General features: G+C 69.4%; 19 protein-coding genes. 1 reads left to right on the forward strand and 18 read right to left on the reverse strand.

What is annotated here, in order from left to right:
- Positions 1–35: 35 nt before the first annotated feature.
- From recO to rpoE, 9 genes are all read right to left on the reverse strand, one after another.
- A complete protein-coding gene (recO, locus tag ASE43_RS16740) occupies positions 36–797 on the reverse strand; it encodes a DNA repair protein RecO (protein WP_057161278.1) in 762 nt (253 codons plus the stop codon).
- Positions 798–891: 94 nt separating this feature from the next.
- The gene (era, locus tag ASE43_RS16745; RefSeq protein ID WP_056173489.1) at positions 892–1788 is read right to left on the reverse strand and encodes a GTPase Era; all 897 of its coding nucleotides are present in this window, start codon (positions 1786–1788) and stop codon (positions 892–894) included.
- A 54-nt stretch (positions 1789–1842) separates the two neighbouring features.
- Positions 1843–2520 (reverse strand): ribonuclease III, encoded by a 678-nt coding sequence (rnc, locus tag ASE43_RS16750; RefSeq protein ID WP_057161279.1) that lies wholly within the window; start codon positions 2518–2520, stop codon positions 1843–1845.
- Positions 2498–2881 carry a DUF4845 domain-containing protein gene (locus ASE43_RS16755; RefSeq protein ID WP_057161280.1) on the reverse strand — a complete coding sequence of 128 codons (384 nt, stop codon included), beginning with the start codon at positions 2879–2881 and terminating at the stop codon, positions 2498–2500. The genes rnc and ASE43_RS16755 overlap by 23 nt, the downstream gene beginning before the upstream one ends.
- Before the next feature lie 64 nt (positions 2882–2945).
- A complete protein-coding gene (gene lepB, locus ASE43_RS16760; protein WP_056173480.1) occupies positions 2946–3731 on the reverse strand; it encodes a signal peptidase I in 786 nt (261 codons plus the stop codon).
- A 105-nt stretch (positions 3732–3836) separates the two neighbouring features.
- Complete coding sequence (gene lepA, locus ASE43_RS16765) at positions 3837–5630, reverse strand: translation elongation factor 4 (RefSeq protein WP_056173477.1); 1794 nt, start codon at positions 5628–5630, stop codon at positions 3837–3839.
- Positions 5631–5736: 106 nt separating this feature from the next.
- On the reverse strand, positions 5737–7251 hold the full coding sequence (locus tag ASE43_RS16770; RefSeq protein ID WP_057161281.1) for a DegQ family serine endoprotease: 1515 nt from the start codon (positions 7249–7251) through the stop codon (positions 5737–5739).
- A 142-nt stretch (positions 7252–7393) separates the two neighbouring features.
- Entirely contained in the window at positions 7394–8260 is an 867-nt protein-coding gene (locus ASE43_RS16775) for a sigma-E factor negative regulatory protein (protein ID WP_057161282.1), read from the reverse strand.
- A 1-nt stretch (position 8261) separates the two neighbouring features.
- Positions 8262–8864 (reverse strand): RNA polymerase sigma factor RpoE, encoded by a 603-nt coding sequence (gene rpoE, locus ASE43_RS16780; RefSeq protein WP_056173469.1) that lies wholly within the window; start codon positions 8862–8864, stop codon positions 8262–8264.
- A 240-nt stretch (positions 8865–9104) separates the two neighbouring features.
- On the opposite strand from rpoE, the gene ASE43_RS16785 reads away from it, so the two are divergent.
- On the forward strand, positions 9105–11156 hold the full coding sequence (locus ASE43_RS16785; RefSeq protein ID WP_057161283.1) for a 3-hydroxyacyl-CoA dehydrogenase NAD-binding domain-containing protein: 2052 nt from the start codon (positions 9105–9107) through the stop codon (positions 11154–11156).
- Between the two features lie 614 nt (positions 11157–11770).
- Here ASE43_RS16785 and ASE43_RS16790 read toward each other — a convergent pair.
- From ASE43_RS16790 to fabG, 9 genes are all read right to left on the reverse strand, one after another.
- The gene (locus ASE43_RS16790; protein ID WP_055909722.1) at positions 11771–12136 is read right to left on the reverse strand and encodes a PilZ domain-containing protein; all 366 of its coding nucleotides are present in this window, start codon (positions 12134–12136) and stop codon (positions 11771–11773) included.
- Positions 12133–13107, reverse strand: coding sequence for a DNA polymerase III subunit delta' (locus ASE43_RS16795; RefSeq protein ID WP_056173464.1), 975 nt, complete (start codon positions 13105–13107; stop codon positions 12133–12135). The genes ASE43_RS16790 and ASE43_RS16795 overlap by 4 nt, the downstream gene beginning before the upstream one ends.
- Positions 13104–13742, reverse strand: a complete 639-nt coding sequence (gene tmk, locus ASE43_RS16800) for a dTMP kinase (RefSeq protein ID WP_057161284.1) — start codon at positions 13740–13742, stop codon at positions 13104–13106. Before tmk ends, ASE43_RS16795 begins: the two co-directional genes overlap by 4 nt.
- Entirely contained in the window at positions 13739–14884 is a 1146-nt protein-coding gene (gene mltG, locus ASE43_RS16805; RefSeq protein ID WP_057161285.1) for an endolytic transglycosylase MltG, read from the reverse strand. The genes tmk and mltG overlap by 4 nt, the downstream gene beginning before the upstream one ends.
- Positions 14881–15723 (reverse strand): aminodeoxychorismate lyase, encoded by an 843-nt coding sequence (gene pabC / locus ASE43_RS16810; protein ID WP_057161286.1) that lies wholly within the window; start codon positions 15721–15723, stop codon positions 14881–14883. The genes mltG and pabC overlap by 4 nt, the downstream gene beginning before the upstream one ends.
- Positions 15720–17075: an aminodeoxychorismate synthase component I gene (locus ASE43_RS16815; RefSeq protein ID WP_057161287.1), complete on the reverse strand. Its 1356-nt coding sequence runs from the start codon at positions 17073–17075 to the stop codon at positions 15720–15722. The genes pabC and ASE43_RS16815 overlap by 4 nt, the downstream gene beginning before the upstream one ends.
- 193 nt (positions 17076–17268) lie before the next feature.
- Positions 17269–18507, reverse strand: a complete 1239-nt coding sequence (fabF, locus tag ASE43_RS16820; RefSeq protein WP_056173449.1) for a beta-ketoacyl-ACP synthase II — start codon at positions 18505–18507, stop codon at positions 17269–17271.
- Positions 18508–18669: 162 nt separating this feature from the next.
- Positions 18670–18909 (reverse strand): acyl carrier protein, encoded by a 240-nt coding sequence (gene acpP, locus ASE43_RS16825; RefSeq protein ID WP_031373652.1) that lies wholly within the window; start codon positions 18907–18909, stop codon positions 18670–18672.
- 117 nt (positions 18910–19026) lie between these two features.
- Positions 19027–19773: a 3-oxoacyl-ACP reductase FabG gene (gene fabG / locus ASE43_RS16830; RefSeq protein WP_056173446.1), complete on the reverse strand. Its 747-nt coding sequence runs from the start codon at positions 19771–19773 to the stop codon at positions 19027–19029.
- Between the last annotated feature and the right edge of the window lie 104 nt (positions 19774–19877).

The following is a 19877-nucleotide window of genomic DNA, read 5'->3' on the forward strand; positions in this document are numbered from 1 at the left end:
AGCGGCTCACGCATCCTACGAACGGCGTGGTGGCGCTAGCCTTCGACGCCGTCTTCGCGCGTCGGTTTGGTACGCGGGGCGACGCGCGCCAGTTCCGTCAGCAATTCCCAGGACTTAAGCCCGCGCGGGCCGAGGTGGTGCGCGAGCACGCCGCGCATCGCCCGGCGCAGACCCGCCAGATCGTCGGCGCTGGGCAAACGGTCGTTGGCCAGGGCCAGCAGGGCCTGGCCGGTGGCCGCGCCGCTGCGGTCGGCGCGACCGCGATCGCTGAGCAGACGGCGCGGGCCGTGCTCGGGATCCAGGCGGTAGCGCGCGGCCGGGTCGATGGCCGCGCCGTCGCCGTCGTGGTGCCAGTCGAAACCGAAGCCCAGCGCGTCGAGCAAATCGCGTTCGAACCGGCGCAGGGTCCAACCCGGCGACACGTCGCCGCCCAAGCGCGCGCGCGCCTGCTCGTAGGCCGCGAACAGATCGGGCAGCGGATCGTTGCGCGGCGCCAGGCGCAGGGTCAGCTCGTTGAGATAGAAGCCGGCAAGCATGCCGTCGCCGGACAGGCGCGGCGCGGCGTCGAGCGCCTCGGCCGCGGTCAAGCGCGCAAGCTCGCCCATCTGCACCGCCTCGAAGCGGATCCATTGCAGCGGCTGCAACGCCGCGCGCAGCAACTGCTTCTTCGCTCCCTGTACGCCGCGCGCGACCAGACCGATGCGGCCGTGGTTCTGGCTCAACACCTCGACCAGCAAGCTGGTCTCGCGCCAGGGGCGCGTGTGCAGGACGAAGGCGGATTCGGCGGTGTAGCGCATGGGGCTAGGAGTGAGCGCAGAGAAGCGAGGAGTGAGAGGGAGCGAAGAGCGTGCGCTTTGACTCGCTCCTCACTTCTCTGCACTCACTCCTGCTTCAATCGTGATAGCCCAGCGAGCGCAGCGCGGCCTCGTCGTCGGACCAGCCTTCGCGCACGCGCACCCAGGTTTCCAGGAATACCTTGGCGCCGAACAGACGCTCCATCTGGATGCGCGACTTGGAACCGATCTCGCGCAGGCGCTCGCCGCCCTTGCCGATCACGATCGCCTTCTGGCCGTCGCGCTCGACCCAAATCACCGCGCCGATGCGCAGCATGGTGCCGTCGACTTCGAACTTCTCTACTTCCACCGTGGTCGCGTACGGCAGCTCTTCGCCGAGCTGGCGCATCAACTGCTCGCGCACCATTTCGCCGGCGAGGAAGCGCTGGCTCTTGTCGGTGATCTCGTCCTCACCGTACAGCGCGTCCTGCTCGGGCAGGTAGCCCAGCACGGTCTTGACCAGCGCCTCCAAGCCGTTGCGCTTGAGCGCGGAGATCGGATGCACGCCGGCGAATTCGCGGCCGTCGCTGATCTTGGCCAGATACGGCAGCAGCGCGGTCTTGTCCTTGAGCCGGTCGATCTGATTGACCACCAGCACCACCGGCATGCCGGCCTTGCGCAGCGCGTCGAAGGCCAGCGCGTCCTCGTCGTCCCACTGCCCCGCGCGCACCACCAGCAGGGCCACGTCGACACCCTCGATGGCGCCGCGCGCGGCGCGGTTCATCATGCGGTTCATCGCGCGCTTCTGCTCGCGGTGGATGCCGGGGGTATCGACCAGCAGCAGCTGACCTTCGGGGAAGGTGGCGATGCCGAGCAGTTGATGCCGGGTGGTCTGCGGGCGCGGCGAGACGATGCTGACCTTGGCGCCGACCAGGGCGTTGACCAGGGTGGATTTGCCCACGTTGGGGCGGCCGATCACGGCTACGTGACCGGCGCGATAAGGGGATGCGTTCATGCGTGGATTGTCCGCGTGTGCGGGCCCGAGGGCAAACCGACCGACGGCCGGGATTCAGTAATTCGGGTCCAGTTGGCGCAGCGCGGCCTCGGCGGCCAGCTGCTCGGCGGCGCGGCGCGATCCGGCTTCGCCCTCGGTGGCGATCGGCGGCTGGGCGATGCTGCAGCTGACCCGGAAGCTCTTGGCGTGGTCCTCGCCGGACTCCGACAGCAGGGCGTACAGCGGCAGCGGCTTCTGCCGGCCCTGCAGCCACTCCTGCAAGCGGGTTTTGGCGTCCTTGCCGACCTTGTGCGGCGGCGGCAGCGCCGCCATCGCGGCCTCGAACCAGGGCAGCACGCGCGCCCGGCAGGCTTCGAAACCGGCGTCGAGGTAGATCGCCGCGACCACCGCTTCCAGCGCGTCGGCCAGGATCGAATCGCGACGGTGGCCGCCCGACTTCATCTCGCCGGGGCCCAGGGTCAGGCGCGCGCCCAGTTCCAGGCTGCGTGCGATCGGCGCCAGCGCGGACTCGCGCACCAGCTCGGCGCGCGCACGCGTGAGCGCGCCCTCGTCGGCCTGCGGCCAACGCACGTACAGGGCTTCGGCGACGATCAGATTGACCAGCGAGTCGCCGAGGAACTCCAGCCGCTCGTTATGCGGCGCACCGGCGCTGCGATGGGTCAGGGCCTGCTCGAGCAGGCCCGGATTCGCGAACCGGTGTTCGATGCGATCAGTCGGCGGCACCGCTACCACGACGTAGATCCTGCTGGGCTTCGAAATGGCCGACCACGTCGAGGTTGGCGATCAGCGGGCGGCGCACTTCGTAGTTCACCAGGATTTCGTAGCCCGAATCCTTGCGCTGGATCTTCACGTGCTCGTCCTTCACGTTGTCGGCATAGCTCACGTACAGCCGGCGGAAGAACAGCTTCTTGATCTTGACCGGATCCTGATCGGAGATGCCCGGCTCGGCGGCCAGACCGGTCAAGGCGCGCTTGACGCCGTAGTACTCGGTGTACATCGGGATCAACTTCATGCCCATGTAGACGAATACACCGACCACCGCCAGCACGATGACGAACCCGATCAGGGTCATGCCGCTCTGATTACGCTTCATCCGATCATCCCCCGTCGTAAGACGCGATTTGTTGATTGTCACCCTACCGCGACGGCGGGTGCCGTCACGGAATACTGTTGCCGATACGCGAGAAATCCACGCCCCCATCGACGTTCATCCAGATCAGGAACGCCTTGCCCCTCAGGTTCCGCTCCGGCAGGAAACCCCAGTATCGGCTGTCCTCGCTATTATCACGATTGTCGCCCATCACAAAATAGTGACCGGCCGGAACCACCCAATCGCCCTCTCCTTGATCGAGCAACGGCAAATTGGTCCGCTCCAGGACGCGGTGCTCGCGCCCGAGCAGATTCTCCGCCAGTTCCTGCGAGCCCGTCATCTCGGTGCCGTTGCCGTGCCCCTCGTAGGTGCCGATCGGGGTGTACTTCAGGACCTCGCCGTTCACCGTCACCTGATTGTCGTGATAGCTCACGCGGTCGCCGGGCAGGCCGACCACGCGCTTGATCCAGTCCTGCTCGGGGTGGTGCGGCGGCTTGAACACGACCACGTCGCCGCGCTTGGGCTCGCCCAGCGACACGACCTTCTGGTTGCTGATCGGCAGGCGCAGGCCGTAGGTGAACTTGTTGACCAGGATGAAATCGCCGGTCAGCAGGGTCGGCATCATCGAGTTCGAGGGAATCCGGAACGGCTCGGCGATGAAGCTGCGCAGCACCAGCACCACCAACAGCACCGGAAAGAAGGCCTTGGAGTAGTCGACCAGGACCGGCTCCTTGCCGTCGTCCAGCAAGCCCTCGCGCGCGGCGCGGCGCTTGGCCAGGAACAGTTTGTCGAGCAGCCAGACGGCGCCCGAGAACAACGTCAGCGATACCAGTGCGATTTCAAACCAGCGCATGCAAGCTCCTTCGGAGCGGGGATTCGGGATTAGGGATTGGAGCTTGGGATAGCCGGGAAACGTGCACTCGGCCGTATCCCGAATCCCGAATCTCGAATCCCGGCTTCATTTGTTGTCCACCTGCAATACCGCCAGGAACGCTTCCTGCGGAATCTCCACGCGCCCCACCTGCTTCATGCGCTTCTTGCCCTCTTTCTGCTTCTCGAGGAGCTTCTTCTTACGGCTGATGTCGCCGCCGTAGCACTTGGCCAGCACGTTCTTGCGCATCGCCTTGACCGTGCTGCGGGCGATGATCTGCGAGCCGACCGCGGCCTGGATGGCGACGTCGAACATCTGGCGTGGAATCAGTTCGCGCATCTTTTCGGAGATCTCGCGGCCGCGGCGATCGGCGTGGGCGCGGTGGGTGATGATGCTGAGCGCGTCGACCTTGTCGCCGTTGATCAGCGTGTCCACGCGCACGAACGGACCGGCCTGGAAGCGCAGGAACTGGTAGTCCAGCGAGGCGTAGCCGCGCGAGACCGACTTGAGGCGGTCGAAGAAGTCCAGCACCACCTCGGCCATCGGCAGCTCGTAGCTGATCTGGACCTGGTTGCCCATGTAGGTGATGCCGATCTGGCTGCCGCGCTTTTCCTCGCACAAGGTGATCACGTTGCCGACGTAGTCCGGCGGCGTGAGGATGTTGGCGCGGATGATCGGCTCGCGGATCTCCTCGATCATGTTGACCTGAGGCAGCTTGGCCGGATTGTCCAGCGGCATGGTGGTGCCGTCGGTCTTGAGCACTTCGTAGATCACCGTCGGCGCGGTGCTGATCAGGTTGAGGTCGTACTCGCGCTCCAGGCGCTCCTGCACGATCTCCATGTGCAGCATGCCCAGGAAGCCGCAGCGGAAGCCGAAGCCCATGGCCTCGGAGCTTTCCGGCTCGAAGCGCAGCGCGGCGTCGTTGAGGCGCAGCTTCTCCAGCGCCTCGCGCAGGTCCGGGTAGTCCTCGGCGTCGACCGGGAACAGGCCGGCGAACACGCGCGGCTGCATCTCCTGGAAGCCCGGCAGCGGCTTGCTGGCCGGATCGGAGGCCAGAGTCAGGGTGTCGCCGACCGGCGCGCCGTGCACGTCCTTGATGCTGGCGTTGATCCAGCCCACTTCGCCGGCGCCCAGCTTGGGCAGATCCTTGCGCTTGGGCGTGAACACGCCGACCTTGTCGACCAGGTGGGTGCGGCCGGTCGACATCACCAGGATCTTGCTGCCCGGCACGATCTCGCCCTGCATGACCCGCACCAGCGAGACCACGCCCAGGTAGTTGTCGAACCAGGAGTCGATGATCAGCGCCTGCAGCTTGTCGGTGTCGCGCGGCTTCGGCGGCGGGATGCGATGCACGATCGCTTCCAGCACGTCGACCACGTTGAGGCCGGTCTTGGCGCTGATCGCGACCGCGTCCTCGGCGTCGATGCCGATCACCGCCTCGATCTCGGCCTTGGCGCGCGCGATGTCGGCGGTGGGCAGGTCGATCTTGTTGAGCACGGGCACCACTTCCAGGCCCTGCTCGACCGCGGTGTAGCAGTTGGCGACCGACTGCGCTTCCACGCCCTGGGCGGCGTCCACCACCAGCAGCGCGCCTTCGCAGGCGGCCAGCGAGCGGCTGACTTCGTAGCTGAAGTCGACGTGGCCGGGGGTGTCGATGAAATTGAGCTGGTAGACCTGACCGTCCTTCGCCTTGTAGGGCAAGGACACGGACTGCGCCTTGATGGTGATGCCGCGCTCGCGCTCGATCGGGTTGGAATCGAGCACCTGCGCTTCCATCTCGCGCGCCTCCAGGCCTCCGCAGAGCTGGATGATGCGGTCGGCCAGGGTCGATTTGCCGTGGTCGACGTGAGCGATGATGGAGAAGTTTCTGATCTGCTGCATGCGGGACGGCGCGAAGCTCACCGGTTCCAGAGAGTTAACGGGAGATTATCGCATACCGCGCCGTACCCATGCCCCGCGCCCGCCCCAGGGCGGGCGCGTGCCCACCTCAGCCGGCTTTCGCCTCGGCGGTGACCGCGATGAACTGGGTCGCCGCGCCGCGGCGCACCAGCAGCATCACGGTGTCGCCCGGACGCACCCCGGCCAGCTCGCGGTTCAGCGCCGAGGCGCTGCCGACTGCGGTGCGGCCGACCGACAGCACCACGTCGCCCGGGCGCAGCCCGGCCTCGCCCGCGGCCTCGCCCGGCGTCTGCACCAGCACGCCCTCGCCCGCCTTCAGGCCCAGGCGCTGGCGCGCGTTCGCGGCCAAATCCTGGCCGACCAGGCCCAGCGCGTTGCTGCCGCCTCGGCCCGGGGCCGCGGCGCTGTCGTCGTTGGCGGCCGGACCGGGCGCGCCGGCGACCTCGGCGCCCAGGGCGCCCAGCACCACTTGCTCGGTCAGGACCTTGCCGCCGCGGTTGATCTCCAACTTGACCTTGGCCCCCGGCGCCAGTGCGCCGATCAGCGGCGGCAGGTCGCTGGAGGTGTTCACCGGGCGGTCGTTGACCGCCAGGATCACGTCGCCGAGCTGGATCCCAGCCTTCTCGGCCGCGCCGCCGGCCTGCACGCTGTTGACCAGGGCGCCGCGCGAATCCGACAGGCCCAGGCCCTTGGCGCTTTCAGAGGTGATCGCTTGCACGCCCACGCCGAGCAGGCCGCGCTGGACCTTGCCGGTCGCGCGCAGCTGTTCGGCCGAGTTCATCGCCACGTCGATCGGGATCGCGAAACTCACGCCCATGTAGCCGCCGGAGTTGGAGAAGATCTGCGAATTGATGCCGACCACCTCGCCGCTGGTGTTGAGCAGCGGGCCGCCGGAGTTGCCCTGGTTGATGGCGACGTCGGTCTGGATGAAGGGCACGTACTGCTGGTCGGCGTAGGGATTCATACGGCCGACCGCGCTGACGATGCCGGCGGTGACCGAGTGATCCAGGCCGAACGGCGAACCGATCGCGATCACCCACTGCCCGGGCTTGGTCAGGCTGGCGTTGGCCAGGCGCAGGAACGGCAGGCTCTTGGCGTCGATCTTGAGCAGGGCTACGTCGGACTGCTCGTCGCTGCCGACCACCTTGGCGGTGAACTCGCGGCGATCGGACAAGGTGACCTTGACCGTGTCGGCGCCGTCGACCACGTGATGGTTGGTGAGCACATAACCGTCCTGCGAAATCAGGAAGCCGGTGCCCAGCGAATTGCCGCCGCCGCGCGGACCGCGCGGGCCCTGCGGACCGCCCGGCATGTCGGGGCCGAAGAAGCGGCGGAAGATTTCCGGAATCTCCTCCTCGTTCGGCATCTGACCCTGGCCGCGGCTGGCACGGCGCGGCGCGATCTCGGCGCGCACGTTGACCACGGCCGGACCGACCCGCTGCACCAGGGCGGTGAAATCGGGCAGACCGCTGACCAGCGGCGCCGAAGGCGTCGCGGCCGGCGGCGGCGCGATCGGAGTGCTGGGAGTCTGCGCGGTGCAGGCGGCCGGCAGCAGGGCGACCAGGGCAGTGGTCAAGGCGATAGAGCGAAGCGGACGAGTCATGGAATCGGCCTCGAAGGTTGCGGAGATTTGGCCGCGCGGCCGCCGGGCCGCGCGTGATCGGGGGAACGACTGAGAGAGTGCGGGCGGATGCGCGGCGCGGCGAGTCAGGCACGCGGGCTTCGCGCTCCGCCGCCGCGGCCGCTTACGGCTGCGGCATCCGGCTTTCGGGTTCGGGCGCCGGCGGCGGCTGCACCGGCGCCGAGTCGGACGCGCTGGGCTCGAAGGGATAGAACGAACGCGCGCTGGCGCTGCTGCTGCCGTAGCTGGCGGTGAAGCCACCAGTGGCCGGATAGTTCGGCAACACCGCGCGTGGCCACGGCCGCGACGGCGCGTCGCTGTGCTGGGGCCGGAACGGATTGGCGGCGGCGCCGGCGCTGGCGCTGGCGGCCGCCACTTCGATCGCGGGCGCGGCGGCGACGGCCTGGGTCTGGGTTTGGCGACGCAGGGCGGCGCGCTGGGTCTGCCCGCGCGAGCTGCGGCGTTCGGCGATGCGGCGCGGCACTTCGGCCACCGCGACCGCGGCGGCACCGAGACCGGCGGCCTGCTGCTCGGGGCTCTGCGGCGACGGCGCGGCCGGTGCGCTGCCGGCATCGGCGCTGGCGACCTGGGTCTGCGGCGCGGCCGCATCGGGGGCGCTGTCGTTGGCGAACGGACGCGCCACGAACAGGGCCGCCACCGCCACCGAGGCGGCCAGGGCGCCGCCGATCCAGCCGCGACGGCTGGCCGGAGCGGCCGCGGGTGCGGCGGCCTGCGCGGTCGCGGCTTCGGCGGCGATCGCCGCGGCGACGCGGTCGGCGAAATCCGGCGCGGCGATGCCGGCGGCCTGCCCGCGCAGGGCATCGCCGCACAACTGCCAGCTGCCGCAGGCGCGGCGCCATTGGGCGTCATGGCTCAGGCGCTTGAGGGCGAAGCGGGCGGCATCGCCGTCGAGCTCGCCGTCGAACAGTGCGCTGAGGGCTTCGCGGTCGGTGGGAATGCCGTGCTCGTTGGAGGCTGCGTTGGACGTCATATCAGTGGGCGCGCTCGCGGGTGTCTTGGTTATCCAGCAGGGGCCGCAGCTCGATGTCGATCGCCTCGCGGGCGCGGAAGATCCGCGAACGCACGGTGCCGATCGGGCAGCCCATCTTCTGCGCGATTTCCTCGTAGCTCAGGCCGTCCACCTCGCGCAGGGTGATCGCGGCCCGCAGTTCCTCCGGCAGGGATTCGACCGCGTGCATCACCGTGCGTTCGATCTCCTGGCGCAGCAACTCGTGTTCCGGGGTGTCGCTGTCGCGCAAGCGGATGCCGGTCTCGAACTGTTCGGCGTCGCCGGCGTCGATGTCGTCGGTCGGCGGCCTGCGGTTCTGCGCGACGAGGTAATTCTTGGCGGTGTTCACGGCGATCCGGTGCAACCACGTATAGAACTGCGCATCGCCCCGGAAGTTCGGCAGCGCGCGGTAAGCGCGCAGGAAGGTTTCCTGGGCAACGTCCTGGCATTCGCTCCAGTCCGGTATGTAGCGCCCGATCAGCGCGGTGATCCGATGCTGGTACTTGCGCACCAGGGCATCGAAGGCCGTGCTATCGCCACGCTGGACACGCCTGACCAGCTCTTGGTCCAACTCATTCTCGGCCATGCCGCGCCGGCACTCCTGTCAGCTCGGCCGTGGCCGAACAATGGGACAACCCTGTCGGGAGAAAGTTCAATCACGATCATAAATGGGGCCGGGGCCGCGCCGGCGCAACCGCCAAGGGTCACGCCGCGGCGTGCGCCGGGGGCCGCTCGGAGCCGAGGCCTGGGAGCCGCCGATTTGACGGCGACGAAACAACCTCGGGATGATAGCGGGATATTCCATACCTGAACGGATGGTGCAGTCATGATGGCTGGCCTCGACGGACTTCGTTTCCAACATTGGCAGACCGAGCTGCGGGAGGACGGCATCCTGCTGCTGTCGTTCGACCGCGCCGGCTCGTCGGTCAACACCTTCGGACAGGACGTCCTGATCGAGCTCGACGCGCTGCTGGAGCGGCTGGCGCTGGACCCGCCCAAGGGCGTGGTGCTGCGTTCGGCCAAGGCCTCCGGCTTCATCGCCGGCGCCGACATCAAGGAATTCCAAACCTTCGACGAGAAGGGCACGGTCGGCGACGCGATCCGGCGCGGCCAGCAGGTGTTCCAGCGTCTGGCCGAACTGCCCTGCCCCACGGTCGCGGCGATCCACGGCTTCTGCATGGGCGGCGGCACCGAAATCTCGCTGGCCTGCCGCTACCGCGTCGCCAGCAGCGATCCCTCGACCCGGATCGGCCTGCCGGAAGTGAAGCTGGGCATCTACCCGGGCTGGGGCGGCAGCGTGCGCCTGCCGCGCCTGGTCGGCGCGCCGGCCGCGTTCGACATGATGCTCACCGGCCGCGCGCTGTCGGCATCGAACGCGCGCGCGATCGGCCTGGTCGACAAGGTGGTGGAAGCGCCGCTGCTGGTCGACGCCGCGGTCGCGCTGGCGCTCAAGGGCACCCAGCGTCCGTTCAAGCAGCGCTTCATGGGCTGGGCGACGAACAGCTGGCTGGCGCGCAAGATCCTGCCCGGCATGCTGACCAAGCAGGTCGCGCGCAAGGCGCGCAAGGAGCACTACCCCGCTCCGTACGCGCTGATCAACACCTGGGCGCGCAGCAGCGGCGGCGTGCAGGCGCGCCTGGCGGCCGAGCGCAAGTCGGTGGTCAAGCTGGCCTCCACCCCAACCGCGCGCAATTTGATCCGGGTGTTCTTCCTGCAGGAGCGGCTCAAGGGCCAGGGCGGCAAGGATCATGGGATTCAGCGCGTGCACGTGGTCGGCGCCGGCGTGATGGGCGGCGATATCGCGGCCTGGTCGGCCTACAAAGGCTTCGAAGTCACCCTGTCCGATCGCGAACAGCGTTTCATCGACGGCGCCCTGACCCGCGCCCAGGAGTTGTTCGCCAAGCGGGTCAAGGACGAGAGCAAGCGTCCGGCGGTGGCGGCGCGCTTGAAGGGCGACCTAGCCGGCGAAGGCGCGGCGCAGGCCGATCTGGTGATCGAAGCGATCATCGAGAAGCCCGAGGCCAAGCGCGAGCTCTACGATCAGGTCGAGCCGAAGATGAAGCCCGACGCGCTGCTGACCACCAACACCTCGTCGATCCCGCTGGTCGAACTGCGCGACCACATCCGCCGTCCGGCCCAGTTCGGCGGCCTGCACTATTTCAATCCGGTGGCGCTGATGCCGCTGGTCGAGATCATCCGCCACGACGCGATGGCGCCGGAGACGGAGCAGCGCCTGGCGGCGTTCTGCAAGGCCATCGACAAGCTGCCGGTGCCGGTGGCGGGTACGCCCGGCTTCCTGGTCAATCGCGTGCTGTTCCCGTACATGCTGGAAGCGGCGACCGCGTTCGCCGAGGGCATCCCGGGCCCCGCCATCGACAAGGTCGCGGTGAAGTTCGGCATGCCGATGGGGCCGATCGAACTGATCGACACCGTCGGCCTGGACGTGGCCGCGGGCGTGGGCGCGGAACTGGCGCCGTTCCTGGGCCTGAGCGTGCCGGCGGCGTTGAGCGGCGTGGAGCCGAACAAGCGCGGCAAGAAGGACGGCCAGGGCCTGTACAAGTGGGAAAACGGGCGCGCCCAGAAGCCCGAACTGCCCAAGGACTATCAGACCCCGTCGGACCTGGAGGATCGCCTGATTCTGCCGTTGGTCAACGAGGCGGTGGCCTGTCTGCACGATGGCGTGGTCAGCGATGCCGACCTGCTGGATGCGGGCGTGATCTTCGGCACCGGCTTCGCGCCGTTCCGCGGCGGCCCGATCCAGTACGTGCGCGAAACCGGCGCCGATGCGCTGCTGGAACGCCTGAAGATGCTGCACGCGCGCTACGGCGATCGCTTCGCGCCGCGGCCGGGTTGGGATTCGCCGGCGCTGCGTCCGTGAGGGGCGCGGCGCTGGCGTCAGCAGCCTGCGTTGCCGAGGCTGCCATGGCCCTCGCCGCACCGCGGCACAAACCCGAGTGGGCGCTTCACAGCATGCGCTGACCACCGCATTGACGCGGGCCGCTGTGGCGGCGCGACGGTACGGTTCGTCTTGGGCCCATCGCAGCGTACGAGCTGACGGCGCGAATTCGTAACCTCGCGCGCCCTCACCCCACCCCCTCTCCCGCCAGCGGGAGAGGGGCTGAAGGCGGCATCGAATAGGTCCCCTTTCCCGCTTGCGGGAGAGGGGCTGAAGGCGGCGTCGAATGGAGAGGGGCTGAAGGCGGCGTCGAATGGGTCCCCTCTCCCGCTTGCGGAGAGGGGCTGAAGGCGGCGTCGAATGGGTCCCCTCTCCCGCTTGCGGGAGAGGGCTAGGGTGAGGGATGAGCGCGAAGCGCGAATGCGCTTTATCCCGAACCTGGCCTTTGCGGTCGCGGTCCCGATTCAGGGGTATTCACACGCGGACGCACATCGCGGCCGGTGCCGCTCCCGGAGGAAACGGACCCTCGATGCGAATGAGGACTCACGGTCGCGGCTTGCGCCGCTCCTGCACGGAGCGGATGCAGAGACGACGCGTTACATCGTGTGGGTGGCGCGATCCGCGGTCAGCGAGCCGGCCAGCAAGGCTTCGATCTTGCCCTTCACCGCATCGCCTTCGGCGGTCTCGGCGAACTGCACGCCGATGCCGGCCGGGCGGTTGCCCTGGGCGCCGGTGGGCGTGACCCACACCACCTTGCCGGCCACCGGCAGGCGCTCGGTGGATTCGGGCAGGGTCAACAGCAGGAACACCTCGTCGCCGAGGAAGTAACGCTTGGGGGTGGCGACGAAAATGCCGCCGTACTTCAGGAACGGCATGTACGCGCCGTACAGCGCCGCCTTGTCCTTGATCGCCAACGACAGGATGCCCTGCCTGGCTGCGCCCGCGCCTGCCGCTCCGCTCATCCCCGATGTCCTCCAGCGGCCCGCGCGCCGTCGGGCGCGCGCCAAGCCATCAACAATTCGACTACCGCCAGGTCCGCGCGCACCGTCGTCCGCAACAGATCGCGGGTGCGATTGGCGCGATCGAACCAGGCCGCCAGACTGCGCGTTCGCACCGGGTCGGTCAAGCCGGAGGCTTCGGCCAGGGCGAGATCCGCAGCATGGCGCAGACGCAGCGCAGCGTGCTCGTCGCCGACCCAACGCGCGGCGATTTCCGAAGGCGAGGCGTCGCCGCGCGCGAGCTTGCTCAGATCGGCGGCGACGTCGCGACGCAGCTTCAGGCCGTCGCCCTGCAACCACTCGTGGGCCAGGCCCGGATGGCCGCGCGCGGCCTCCAGCGCTTCGCGCGCGGCGGTCTCGGCGTGGCCGGCGGCCTTCAGCCAGGCCAGCGCCTCGTCTTGCGGCGGCAAACGGAACTCCAGGCGTTGGCAGCGGCTGCGGATGGTCGCGCTCAGACGCAGCGGATGCGCGCTGACCAGCCACAGGTAGCGGCCGGGCACCGGCTCTTCCAAGGTCTTGAGCAAGGCGTTGCCGGCGGCGTTGTTGATGGCATCGGCCGGGTCCAGGATCGCGACCTGGGCGCCGCCGTACTGCGGCGTCAGCGACAGGCGCTCGGACAGGCTGCGGATCTGTTCGATCACGATCTCGGTGCGCAGGCGCGTGCCTTCCTTGTTCGGAATGAAGGACACGGTCTGGAAATCCGGATGGGTGCCCGCCGCGTACAGCAGGCAGCCGCGGCAATGCCCGCAGGGCTCGCCCTGCGCGTCGCGATCGCGGCACAACAGGCGCTGGGCCAGACGCTCGGCGACCGCGCGCTTGCCCAACTGGGCCGGGCCGCAGAACAGCAGCCCGTGGCCGAGGCGGCCGGCGTCGAGCGCGGCGGTGGCCTGCTCGTAGACCCGGCGCTGCCAGGGCGCGAACGCGGGCGCGCTCACGACTGCGCCTCGATCAATTGCCGCAAGCGCGCCACCGCCTGCGCGGCGACCGCATCGGCGGGCTGGCTGGCGTCGATCACATGGAAGCGATGCGCCTGCGCTTGCGCGCGCGCGCGATAGCCGGCGCGCACGCGCTCGAAGAAGTCCTCGCGCTCGGCTTCGATGCGATCGACAGCGCCGCGTCCGCGCGCGCGCTGCAGGCCGATCGCGACCGGCACGTCCAGCAGCAGCGTGAGCGCGGGCTCGATCCCGACCACGCGGCGTTCGAGTTCGGCGATGAACGCCGCGTCCAGACCCCGACCCTCGCCCTGGTAGGCGTAGCTGGCGTCGGTGAAACGGTCGCTGATCACCCAGGCGCCGCGGCGCAGCGCCGGCAACAGGGTTTCGCGCACGTGCTGGGCGCGGCCGGCGAACACCAGCAGCAGCTCGGCCTCGGGCGTGGCGGGTTCGTGATGGGGGTCCAACAGCAGGCCGCGGATCTGTTCGGCCAGCGGCGTGCCGCCGGGCTCGCGCGTGCACACGACTTCGACGCCGGTCGCTTCCAGCGCATCGCGCAGCGCGGCCAGCACGGTGGATTTGCCCGCGCCCTCGCCGCCCTCCAGGGTGATCAGGCGCGGCTGGACCTGCAGGCTCATCGGCGCGTGCTCTGCGCCGGCGTAGGCGGCGTGGGAGTGGGCGCGGTCTCGGCCTCTTGCGCTTCTTCCAGCACCGCCTTGCCCTCCTCGGGCTGGCCGCCGCGGCGCTGCGCGCGGTAGCGCTGCAGGTACAGACGTACGTTGGCTTGATGCTGGGCGTAGGTGGCCGCGAATAGGCTGCTGCCGCTGCCGTCGCCGGAGGCGACGAAGAACAGCGCGTCGCCGGGCGCCGGATTGGCGACCGCCTTGAGCGCGCCCGCGCCCGGCATCGCGATCGGCGTCGGCGGCAGGCCGGTGCGGGTGTAGGTGTTGTAAGGCGTGTCGGTCTGCAGGTCGCGCTTGCGGATGTTGCCGTCGTAGCCGGCGCCCAGGCCGTAGATCACGGTGGGGTCGGTTTCCAGCTTCATGCCCAGCTTGAGCCGGCGCTCGAACAGGCCGGCGATCTGCGGGCGCTCGGAGGCGATGCCGGTTTCCTTCTCGACGATCGAGGCCAGGATCAGCATTTCCTCGCGGCTCTTGAGCACGCTGTTCTTGTCGCGGCCTTCCCAGGCCGCATCGAGCGCCTTGTCCATGGCGTCGCAGGCGCGCTTGAGCACGTCCAGGTCGCTGTCGCCGCCGGTGTAGAGATAGGTCTCGGGCAGGAAGCGCCCTTCCGGATGCTGGCCCGGCCGGCCCAGCGCCTTCATCAGCGCCGCATCGTCGAGCTTGGCGGCTTCCTGCTTCAGGTCCTGCTTGCGCGCCAGCGCCGCGCGCAGATCGCGCAGGTTCCAACCCTCGATCACGGTGAAACGATGGCTGACCACGCGGCCGTCGCGCATCGCGATCAGCAGCTCGCGCGGCGTGGTGCCGGGCTCGAGCGCGTACTCGCCCACCTGCAGGCGGCCGGCGGCGCCCAGGTGCTTGGCCAATGCGCGCCACTCCAGCGCGTCGCCGCCGCTCACGCCGGCCTCGCGCAGCTTGCGCAGCACCACCGGCAGCGAGTCGCCGCGTTCGACGATCAGGCTTTGCCCGGCCTGCAGGCCGGACAGCGGAGCGTCGGCGAAGCGCACGTAGCGCTGGAACAGCCAGCCGCCCGCGACCACGGCGGCCAACACCAGCAGCAGGAAGAAACCGCCGACACGGCGCTTGGTTTTACGACTCACGACACCTCCGAGCCCGGCGGGGCTGCAGATTCGAATGCGGGATGCGACTCGGCCAGGCGGCGCTGCAGGCCGGCCACCGCGGGATGCGAGGGCCATACGCGCTCGCCCAGGCGGGCGACCGGCAGGATACCGCGCACGGCATTGCACAGGAAAACCGCGTCCGCGCTTTCCAGCGCGTCTTGCGACAGGGTCGCGGTTTCGGCCGCGGCTTCGCCCAGGATCGCCAGCACCTGCTCCCGGCACACCCCGGCGACGCCGCAGCGGTCCACGCTGGGCGTCCACCAGCGGCCCTCGCGCAGCACGAACAGGTTGGCCGCGGTCGCGCACACCACCGCGCCTTCGCCGTCGCGCATCAGGCCTTCATGGATCTCGGCGGCGTCCCATTCGGCGCGCGCCAGGACCTGCTCCAGGCGGTTGCAGTGCTTCAACCCGGCCAGCGCCGACGGCGTCGCCAAGCGAGTCTCGCACCAACGCAGACGCAGCCCCTCGGCCGGTGCCGGCGGCGGCAGCGGATGGGTGGACAGCAACCAGGTCGGCGGCGCATCGGTCGGCGGCGCGTACCCTCGCCCGCCCGCTCCCCGGCTCACGATCAGCTTCAGCACCGCATCGGCGCCGTCGAGCAGGCGCTCGGCCTCGGCGCGCACGTAGTCGGGACGCGGCAGCGGCAGGCGCAGGCGCGCCGCGCCGCGGTTCAAGCGCCGCCAGTGCGCGTCCCACCACGGCAGCTGGCCGCGATGCGCGCGCAGGGTTTCGAACAGGCCGTCGCCATAGGCGTAGCCGCGGTCCAGCAAGGGCAGCGCCTGCGCGGCTCGCTCGCCGACGTAGACGCGCGCGTTCATCCGGCCACGCCCAGCGCGCGCAGCATGCCGCGCGCCTTAGCGCGGGTCTCGTCTAGCTCGCGCTGCGGATCGGAGTCGGCGACGATGCCGGCGCCGGTGCGGAAACGTAGCTCTTGGCCTTCCAGCTCGGCGCTGCGGATCAGGATGTTGAGGTCGAGGTCGCCGTCGCGGTTGAGCCAGCCCATCGCGCCGGTGTAGACGCCGCGACCGCCGCCTTCGAGCTCGGCGATGATCTGCATGCAGCGCACCTTGGGGCAGCCGGTGATGGTGCCGCCCGGAAATACCGCACGGATGGTCTCGCCCGGGCTCGCGTCCGTGCGCAGGCGGCCGCGCACGTTGCTGACGATGTGGTGGACGTGGGCGTAGCTCTCGACCGTCATCAGTTCGTCGACTTCGACGCTGCCCGGTGTGCACACCCGGCCCAGGTCGTTGCGCTCCAGATCGATCAGCATCACGTGCTCGGCGCGCTCCTTGGGATGCCCGACCAGCTCGCGGATGCGCGCCAGGTCGTCGTCGCCGGCCACGCGCGGGCGGGTGCCGGCGATGGGCCGGGTCTCGACCACGTCGCCGCGCACCGATACCAGGCGCTCGGGCGAGGCGCTGACCACGGCCCAGTCGGGGCCGGCGAACAGGCCGGCGAACGGCGCAGGATTGTGCTGGCGCAGGCGCTGGAACAGGGCCGCGGGCGCCAGCGGCGCGTCGAAGCGCGCGCGCCAGCCGCGCGAGAGATTGACCTGGAATACGTCGCCGGCGAGCAGGTAGTCGAGCACGCGCGCAACGCCGTCGGTGTAGCGCTGCGGCGCGTCTTCCTCGATCGTCTGCGGCGGCTGCCATTCGGGCAACGGCGCCAGCGCGGCCACGCGCTCGATGTCGGCGACGATCGCATCGAGCATGTCCGCGTGATCGGTCTCGGCCAGCACGATGCAGTCGCCGCTGGCGCGGTCGCGCAGCAGCGCGGCCGGGCAGCGCAGGGCCAAGGCCACCGGCAGGCCGCCCGGCGCCGCCGGCAGGCGCAGCACCGGCTCGACCTGCGCGGCCAGCTCGTAGCCGAACAGCAGCGCCCAGCCGCCGCGGAACGGCCAGCGCGGCTCGTCGCGCGCGACCCGCTGGGCGCGCCAGTCGGCGTCGAGCGCGGACAGGAAATCGCCGGCGCGCGCGCCCCCGTCCTGGTCGCGCACGGTACCGTCGGGGTCCAGTTGCAGCGACGCGCCGTTAGCGGCCAGCAACAGGTCCCAGCGGCCCTGCGCGGTGCCGTCGGCGCTGGATTCCAGCAGCATGGGATAGCGCTGCGGCGCCAGGCGCTGCAGAGACAACAGATCGACGGTGGCGGGCAGCGCGCGGGTCAGCAGCATGATGGTCGAACCTTATACCGGCGCGGCGCGAGCGTGCGAGTGCGACGCGGAAGCGAACCGGCCGCGAGCGGCGATCCGCTCGCGGCGTCGTCGCGGCGCAAAGCCGATACGCGCGGAAATCCGGCGGGCGCGGCGACAGGTCCGGTGCAGAGGCGACCGGACCTCGCCGCGGCGAGCGCCGAGGGTGCGCGGATCAGATCCGCTTGAACACCAGGGTGCCGTTGGTGCCGCCGAAACCGAAACCGTTGGAGACGGTGACGTCGACCTTCTTCTCGCGCGCCACGTTGGGCACGTAGTCCAGGTCGCAACCCTCGCCCGGCTGGTCCAGGTTGATGGTCGGCGGGATGATGCCGTGGTGCAGCGCCAGCACCGAGTAGATCGCCTCGGCGCCGCCGGCCGCGCCCAGCAGGTGGCCGGTCATCGACTTGGTCGAGCTGACCATGGTCTTGTAGGCGTGGTCGCCGAGCGCGCGCTTGATCGCCAGGGTTTCGGCCAGATCGCCCAGCGGGGTCGAGGTGCCGTGGGCGTTGAGGTAGGCCACGTCCTCGGGATTGATCTTGGCGTCCTTGAACGCGGCCGCCATGCAGCGCGCCGGGCCTTCGCCGTTCTCGCTGGGCGCGGTCATGTGGAAGGCGTCGGAACTGGCGCCGAAACCGGCCAGCTCGCAGTAGATGCGCGCACCGCGCGCCTTGGCGCGCTCGTACTCCTCCAGCACCAGGATGCCGGCGCCGTCGCCGAGCACGAAGCCGTCGCGGTCCTTGTCCCAGGGGCGCGAGGCGCGGGTGGGATCGTCGTTGCGCGTCGACATCGCCTTCATCGAGCAGAAACCGCCGACCGAGGTCTGCGAGGCGCCGCGCTCGGCGCCGCCCGCGATCATCACGTCGGCGTCGCCGTACTGGATCATGCGCATCGCCATGCCAATGGAATGGTTGGAGGTGGCGCAGGCCGAGACGGCGGAGAAATTGGGGCCCTTGATGCCGGTCAGCAGCGAGACCTGGCCGGGCAGCATGTTGATGATGGTGCTGGGCACGTAGAACGGCGAGATCTTGCGCGGGCCGCCCTCGTGGTACTTGATGGTCTGCTCCTCGATGCCGAGCAGGCCGCCGATGCCCGAGCCGATCAGCGCGCCGATGCGCTCGGCGTTGGACTCGTCCACGACCAGGCCCGCGTCCTCCATCGCCATCATCGAGGCGGCGACGCCGTAATGGATGAACTCGTCCATCTTCTTGGCGTCCTTCGGACCGACCCACTTGCCGATGTCGAAGTCGCGGACTTCGCCGGCGATGCGGGTGGTGAAGTTGGACGCGTCGAACCAGGTGATCGGACCGATGCCGGAGCGGCCGTTGACGATGCCGTCCCAGTTGCTGGCCAGATCGTTGCCAAGCGGGGAAACGATGCCGAGGCCGGTGATCACTACGCGACGGTTGGACATGGAGCACTCCGTACTGTTGACGCGATTGTTGACGCGGGTTGCTGACGCTACGCCGGCGTATCCACCGGCCCTAAAAACGCGGGGCCGCAATGCGGCCCCGGTTTGGTTTTGCCGACGACGCCGGCGGTCCGCTCGCGCTGGCCGCCGCGCCGCCTACGCCGATTACGACTTGACGTGCGCCTTGACGTAATCGATCGCCTGCTGCACCGAGGTGATCTTCTCGGCCTCTTCGTCCGGGATCTCGCACTCGAATTCTTCTTCGAGCGCCATCACCAGCTCGACGGTGTCGAGCGAATCAGCGCCGAGGTCGTCGACGAACGAAGCGTTGTTGGTGACTTCTTCTTCCTTAACGCCAAGCTGTTCGACCACGATCTTCTTGACGCGTTCTTCGATGCTGCTCATGAGTTTGTGCTCCTCCCGTGAGGGGTTTTCGATGGAATAGTCTAATGGAATCGGGGGCGTTCGCGAGCATGCGCGAAACCCCTTTTGGTTCAATCGTTTACGCTTGGCAACGACGGCTCATGGCATGTACATGCCGCCGTTGACGTGCAGGGTCTCGCCGGTGATGTAGGCCGCGCTGGGGCCGGCCAGGAACGCCACCGCGCGGGCGATGTCGGCCGGTTCGCCGAAACGGCCCAGCGCGATCTGGCCGAGCATCGCGTTTTTCGCGTCCTCGGGCAGCGAGCGGGTCATGTCGGTGTCGATGAAGCCGGGCGCGACCACGTTGACGGTGATGCCGCGGCTGCCGATCTCGCGCGCCATCGACTTGCTGAAGGCGATGATGCCGGCCTTAGCCGCGGCGTAGTTGGCCTGGCCGGCGTTGCCGGTCACGCCGATCACCGAGGCGATATTGACGATGCGGCCCTTGCGCGCCTTCATCATCGCGCGCATCACCGCCTTGCTGGTGCGGAACACGCTGGTCAGGTTGGTGTCGAGGATGGCCTGCCAGTCCTCGTCCTTCATGCGCATCAGCAGGTTGTCGCGGGTGATGCCGGCGTTGTTGACCAGGATCGAGATCGCGCCGATGTCCTTGCCGATCGCGTCGATCACCGCCTCGATCGAGGCCGGGTCGGCGACGTCCAGGGTGCGGCCGTGGCCGCCGTGCGCGGCCAGGCGCTCGCCGATCGCGGCGGCGCCGGCGTCGCTGGTGGCGGTGCCGATCACGGTCGCGCCTTGCGCGGCCAGTTCGTCGGCGATCGCCGCGCCGATGCCGCGGCTGGCGCCGGTGACCAGGGCGATTTCGCCCGCTAGGGGTCCAGTGCTCATGTAGTGCTCCGTTTCTTTCTATTCGCTGCGGCGACGGTTCGGTGCGGCGTCGGCGCGATCATCGCCCGAAACGGGCGGAGCGCGCAGCCAGCCTGACCAGGATA

The organism is Lysobacter sp. Root983 (assembly GCF_001429345.1).
In the GTDB taxonomy this organism is placed as follows: domain Bacteria; phylum Pseudomonadota; class Gammaproteobacteria; order Xanthomonadales; family Xanthomonadaceae; genus Lysobacter.

Excerpts from the sequence above, each read along its gene's own strand:
- rpoE (WP_056173469.1), bottom strand. The coding sequence starts at position 8,864 with ATGGCCGAGAATGAGTTGGACCAAGAGCTGGTCAGGCGTGTCCAGCGT.
- tmk (WP_057161284.1), bottom strand. The coding sequence starts at position 13,742 with ATGAGCCTGCAGGTCCAGCCGCGCCTGATCACCCTGGAGGGCGGCGAG.
- ASE43_RS16770 (WP_057161281.1), bottom strand. The coding sequence starts at position 7,251 with ATGACTCGTCCGCTTCGCTCTATCGCCTTGACCACTGCCCTGGTCGCC.
- era (WP_056173489.1), bottom strand. The coding sequence starts at position 1,788 with ATGAACGCATCCCCTTATCGCGCCGGTCACGTAGCCGTGATCGGCCGC.
- pabC (WP_057161286.1), bottom strand. The coding sequence starts at position 15,723 with ATGAACGCGCGCGTCTACGTCGGCGAGCGAGCCGCGCAGGCGCTGCCC.
- ASE43_RS16775 (WP_057161282.1), bottom strand. The coding sequence starts at position 8,260 with ATGACGTCCAACGCAGCCTCCAACGAGCACGGCATTCCCACCGACCGC.
- ASE43_RS16755 (WP_057161280.1), bottom strand. The coding sequence starts at position 2,881 with ATGAAGCGTAATCAGAGCGGCATGACCCTGATCGGGTTCGTCATCGTG.
- fabG (WP_056173446.1), bottom strand. The coding sequence starts at position 19,773 with ATGAGCACTGGACCCCTAGCGGGCGAAATCGCCCTGGTCACCGGCGCC.
- recO (WP_057161278.1), bottom strand. The coding sequence starts at position 797 with ATGCGCTACACCGCCGAATCCGCCTTCGTCCTGCACACGCGCCCCTGG.
- ASE43_RS16790 (WP_055909722.1), bottom strand. The coding sequence starts at position 12,136 with ATGAGCGGAGCGGCAGGCGCGGGCGCAGCCAGGCAGGGCATCCTGTCG.
- lepB (WP_056173480.1), bottom strand. The coding sequence starts at position 3,731 with ATGCGCTGGTTTGAAATCGCACTGGTATCGCTGACGTTGTTCTCGGGC.
- acpP (WP_031373652.1), bottom strand. The coding sequence starts at position 18,909 with ATGAGCAGCATCGAAGAACGCGTCAAGAAGATCGTGGTCGAACAGCTT.
- fabF (WP_056173449.1), bottom strand. The coding sequence starts at position 18,507 with ATGTCCAACCGTCGCGTAGTGATCACCGGCCTCGGCATCGTTTCCCCG.
- ASE43_RS16785 (WP_057161283.1), top strand. The coding sequence starts at position 9,105 with ATGATGGCTGGCCTCGACGGACTTCGTTTCCAACATTGGCAGACCGAG.
- lepA (WP_056173477.1), bottom strand. The coding sequence starts at position 5,630 with ATGCAGCAGATCAGAAACTTCTCCATCATCGCTCACGTCGACCACGGC.
- ASE43_RS16815 (WP_057161287.1), bottom strand. The coding sequence starts at position 17,075 with ATGCTGCTGACCCGCGCGCTGCCCGCCACCGTCGATCTGTTGTCTCTG.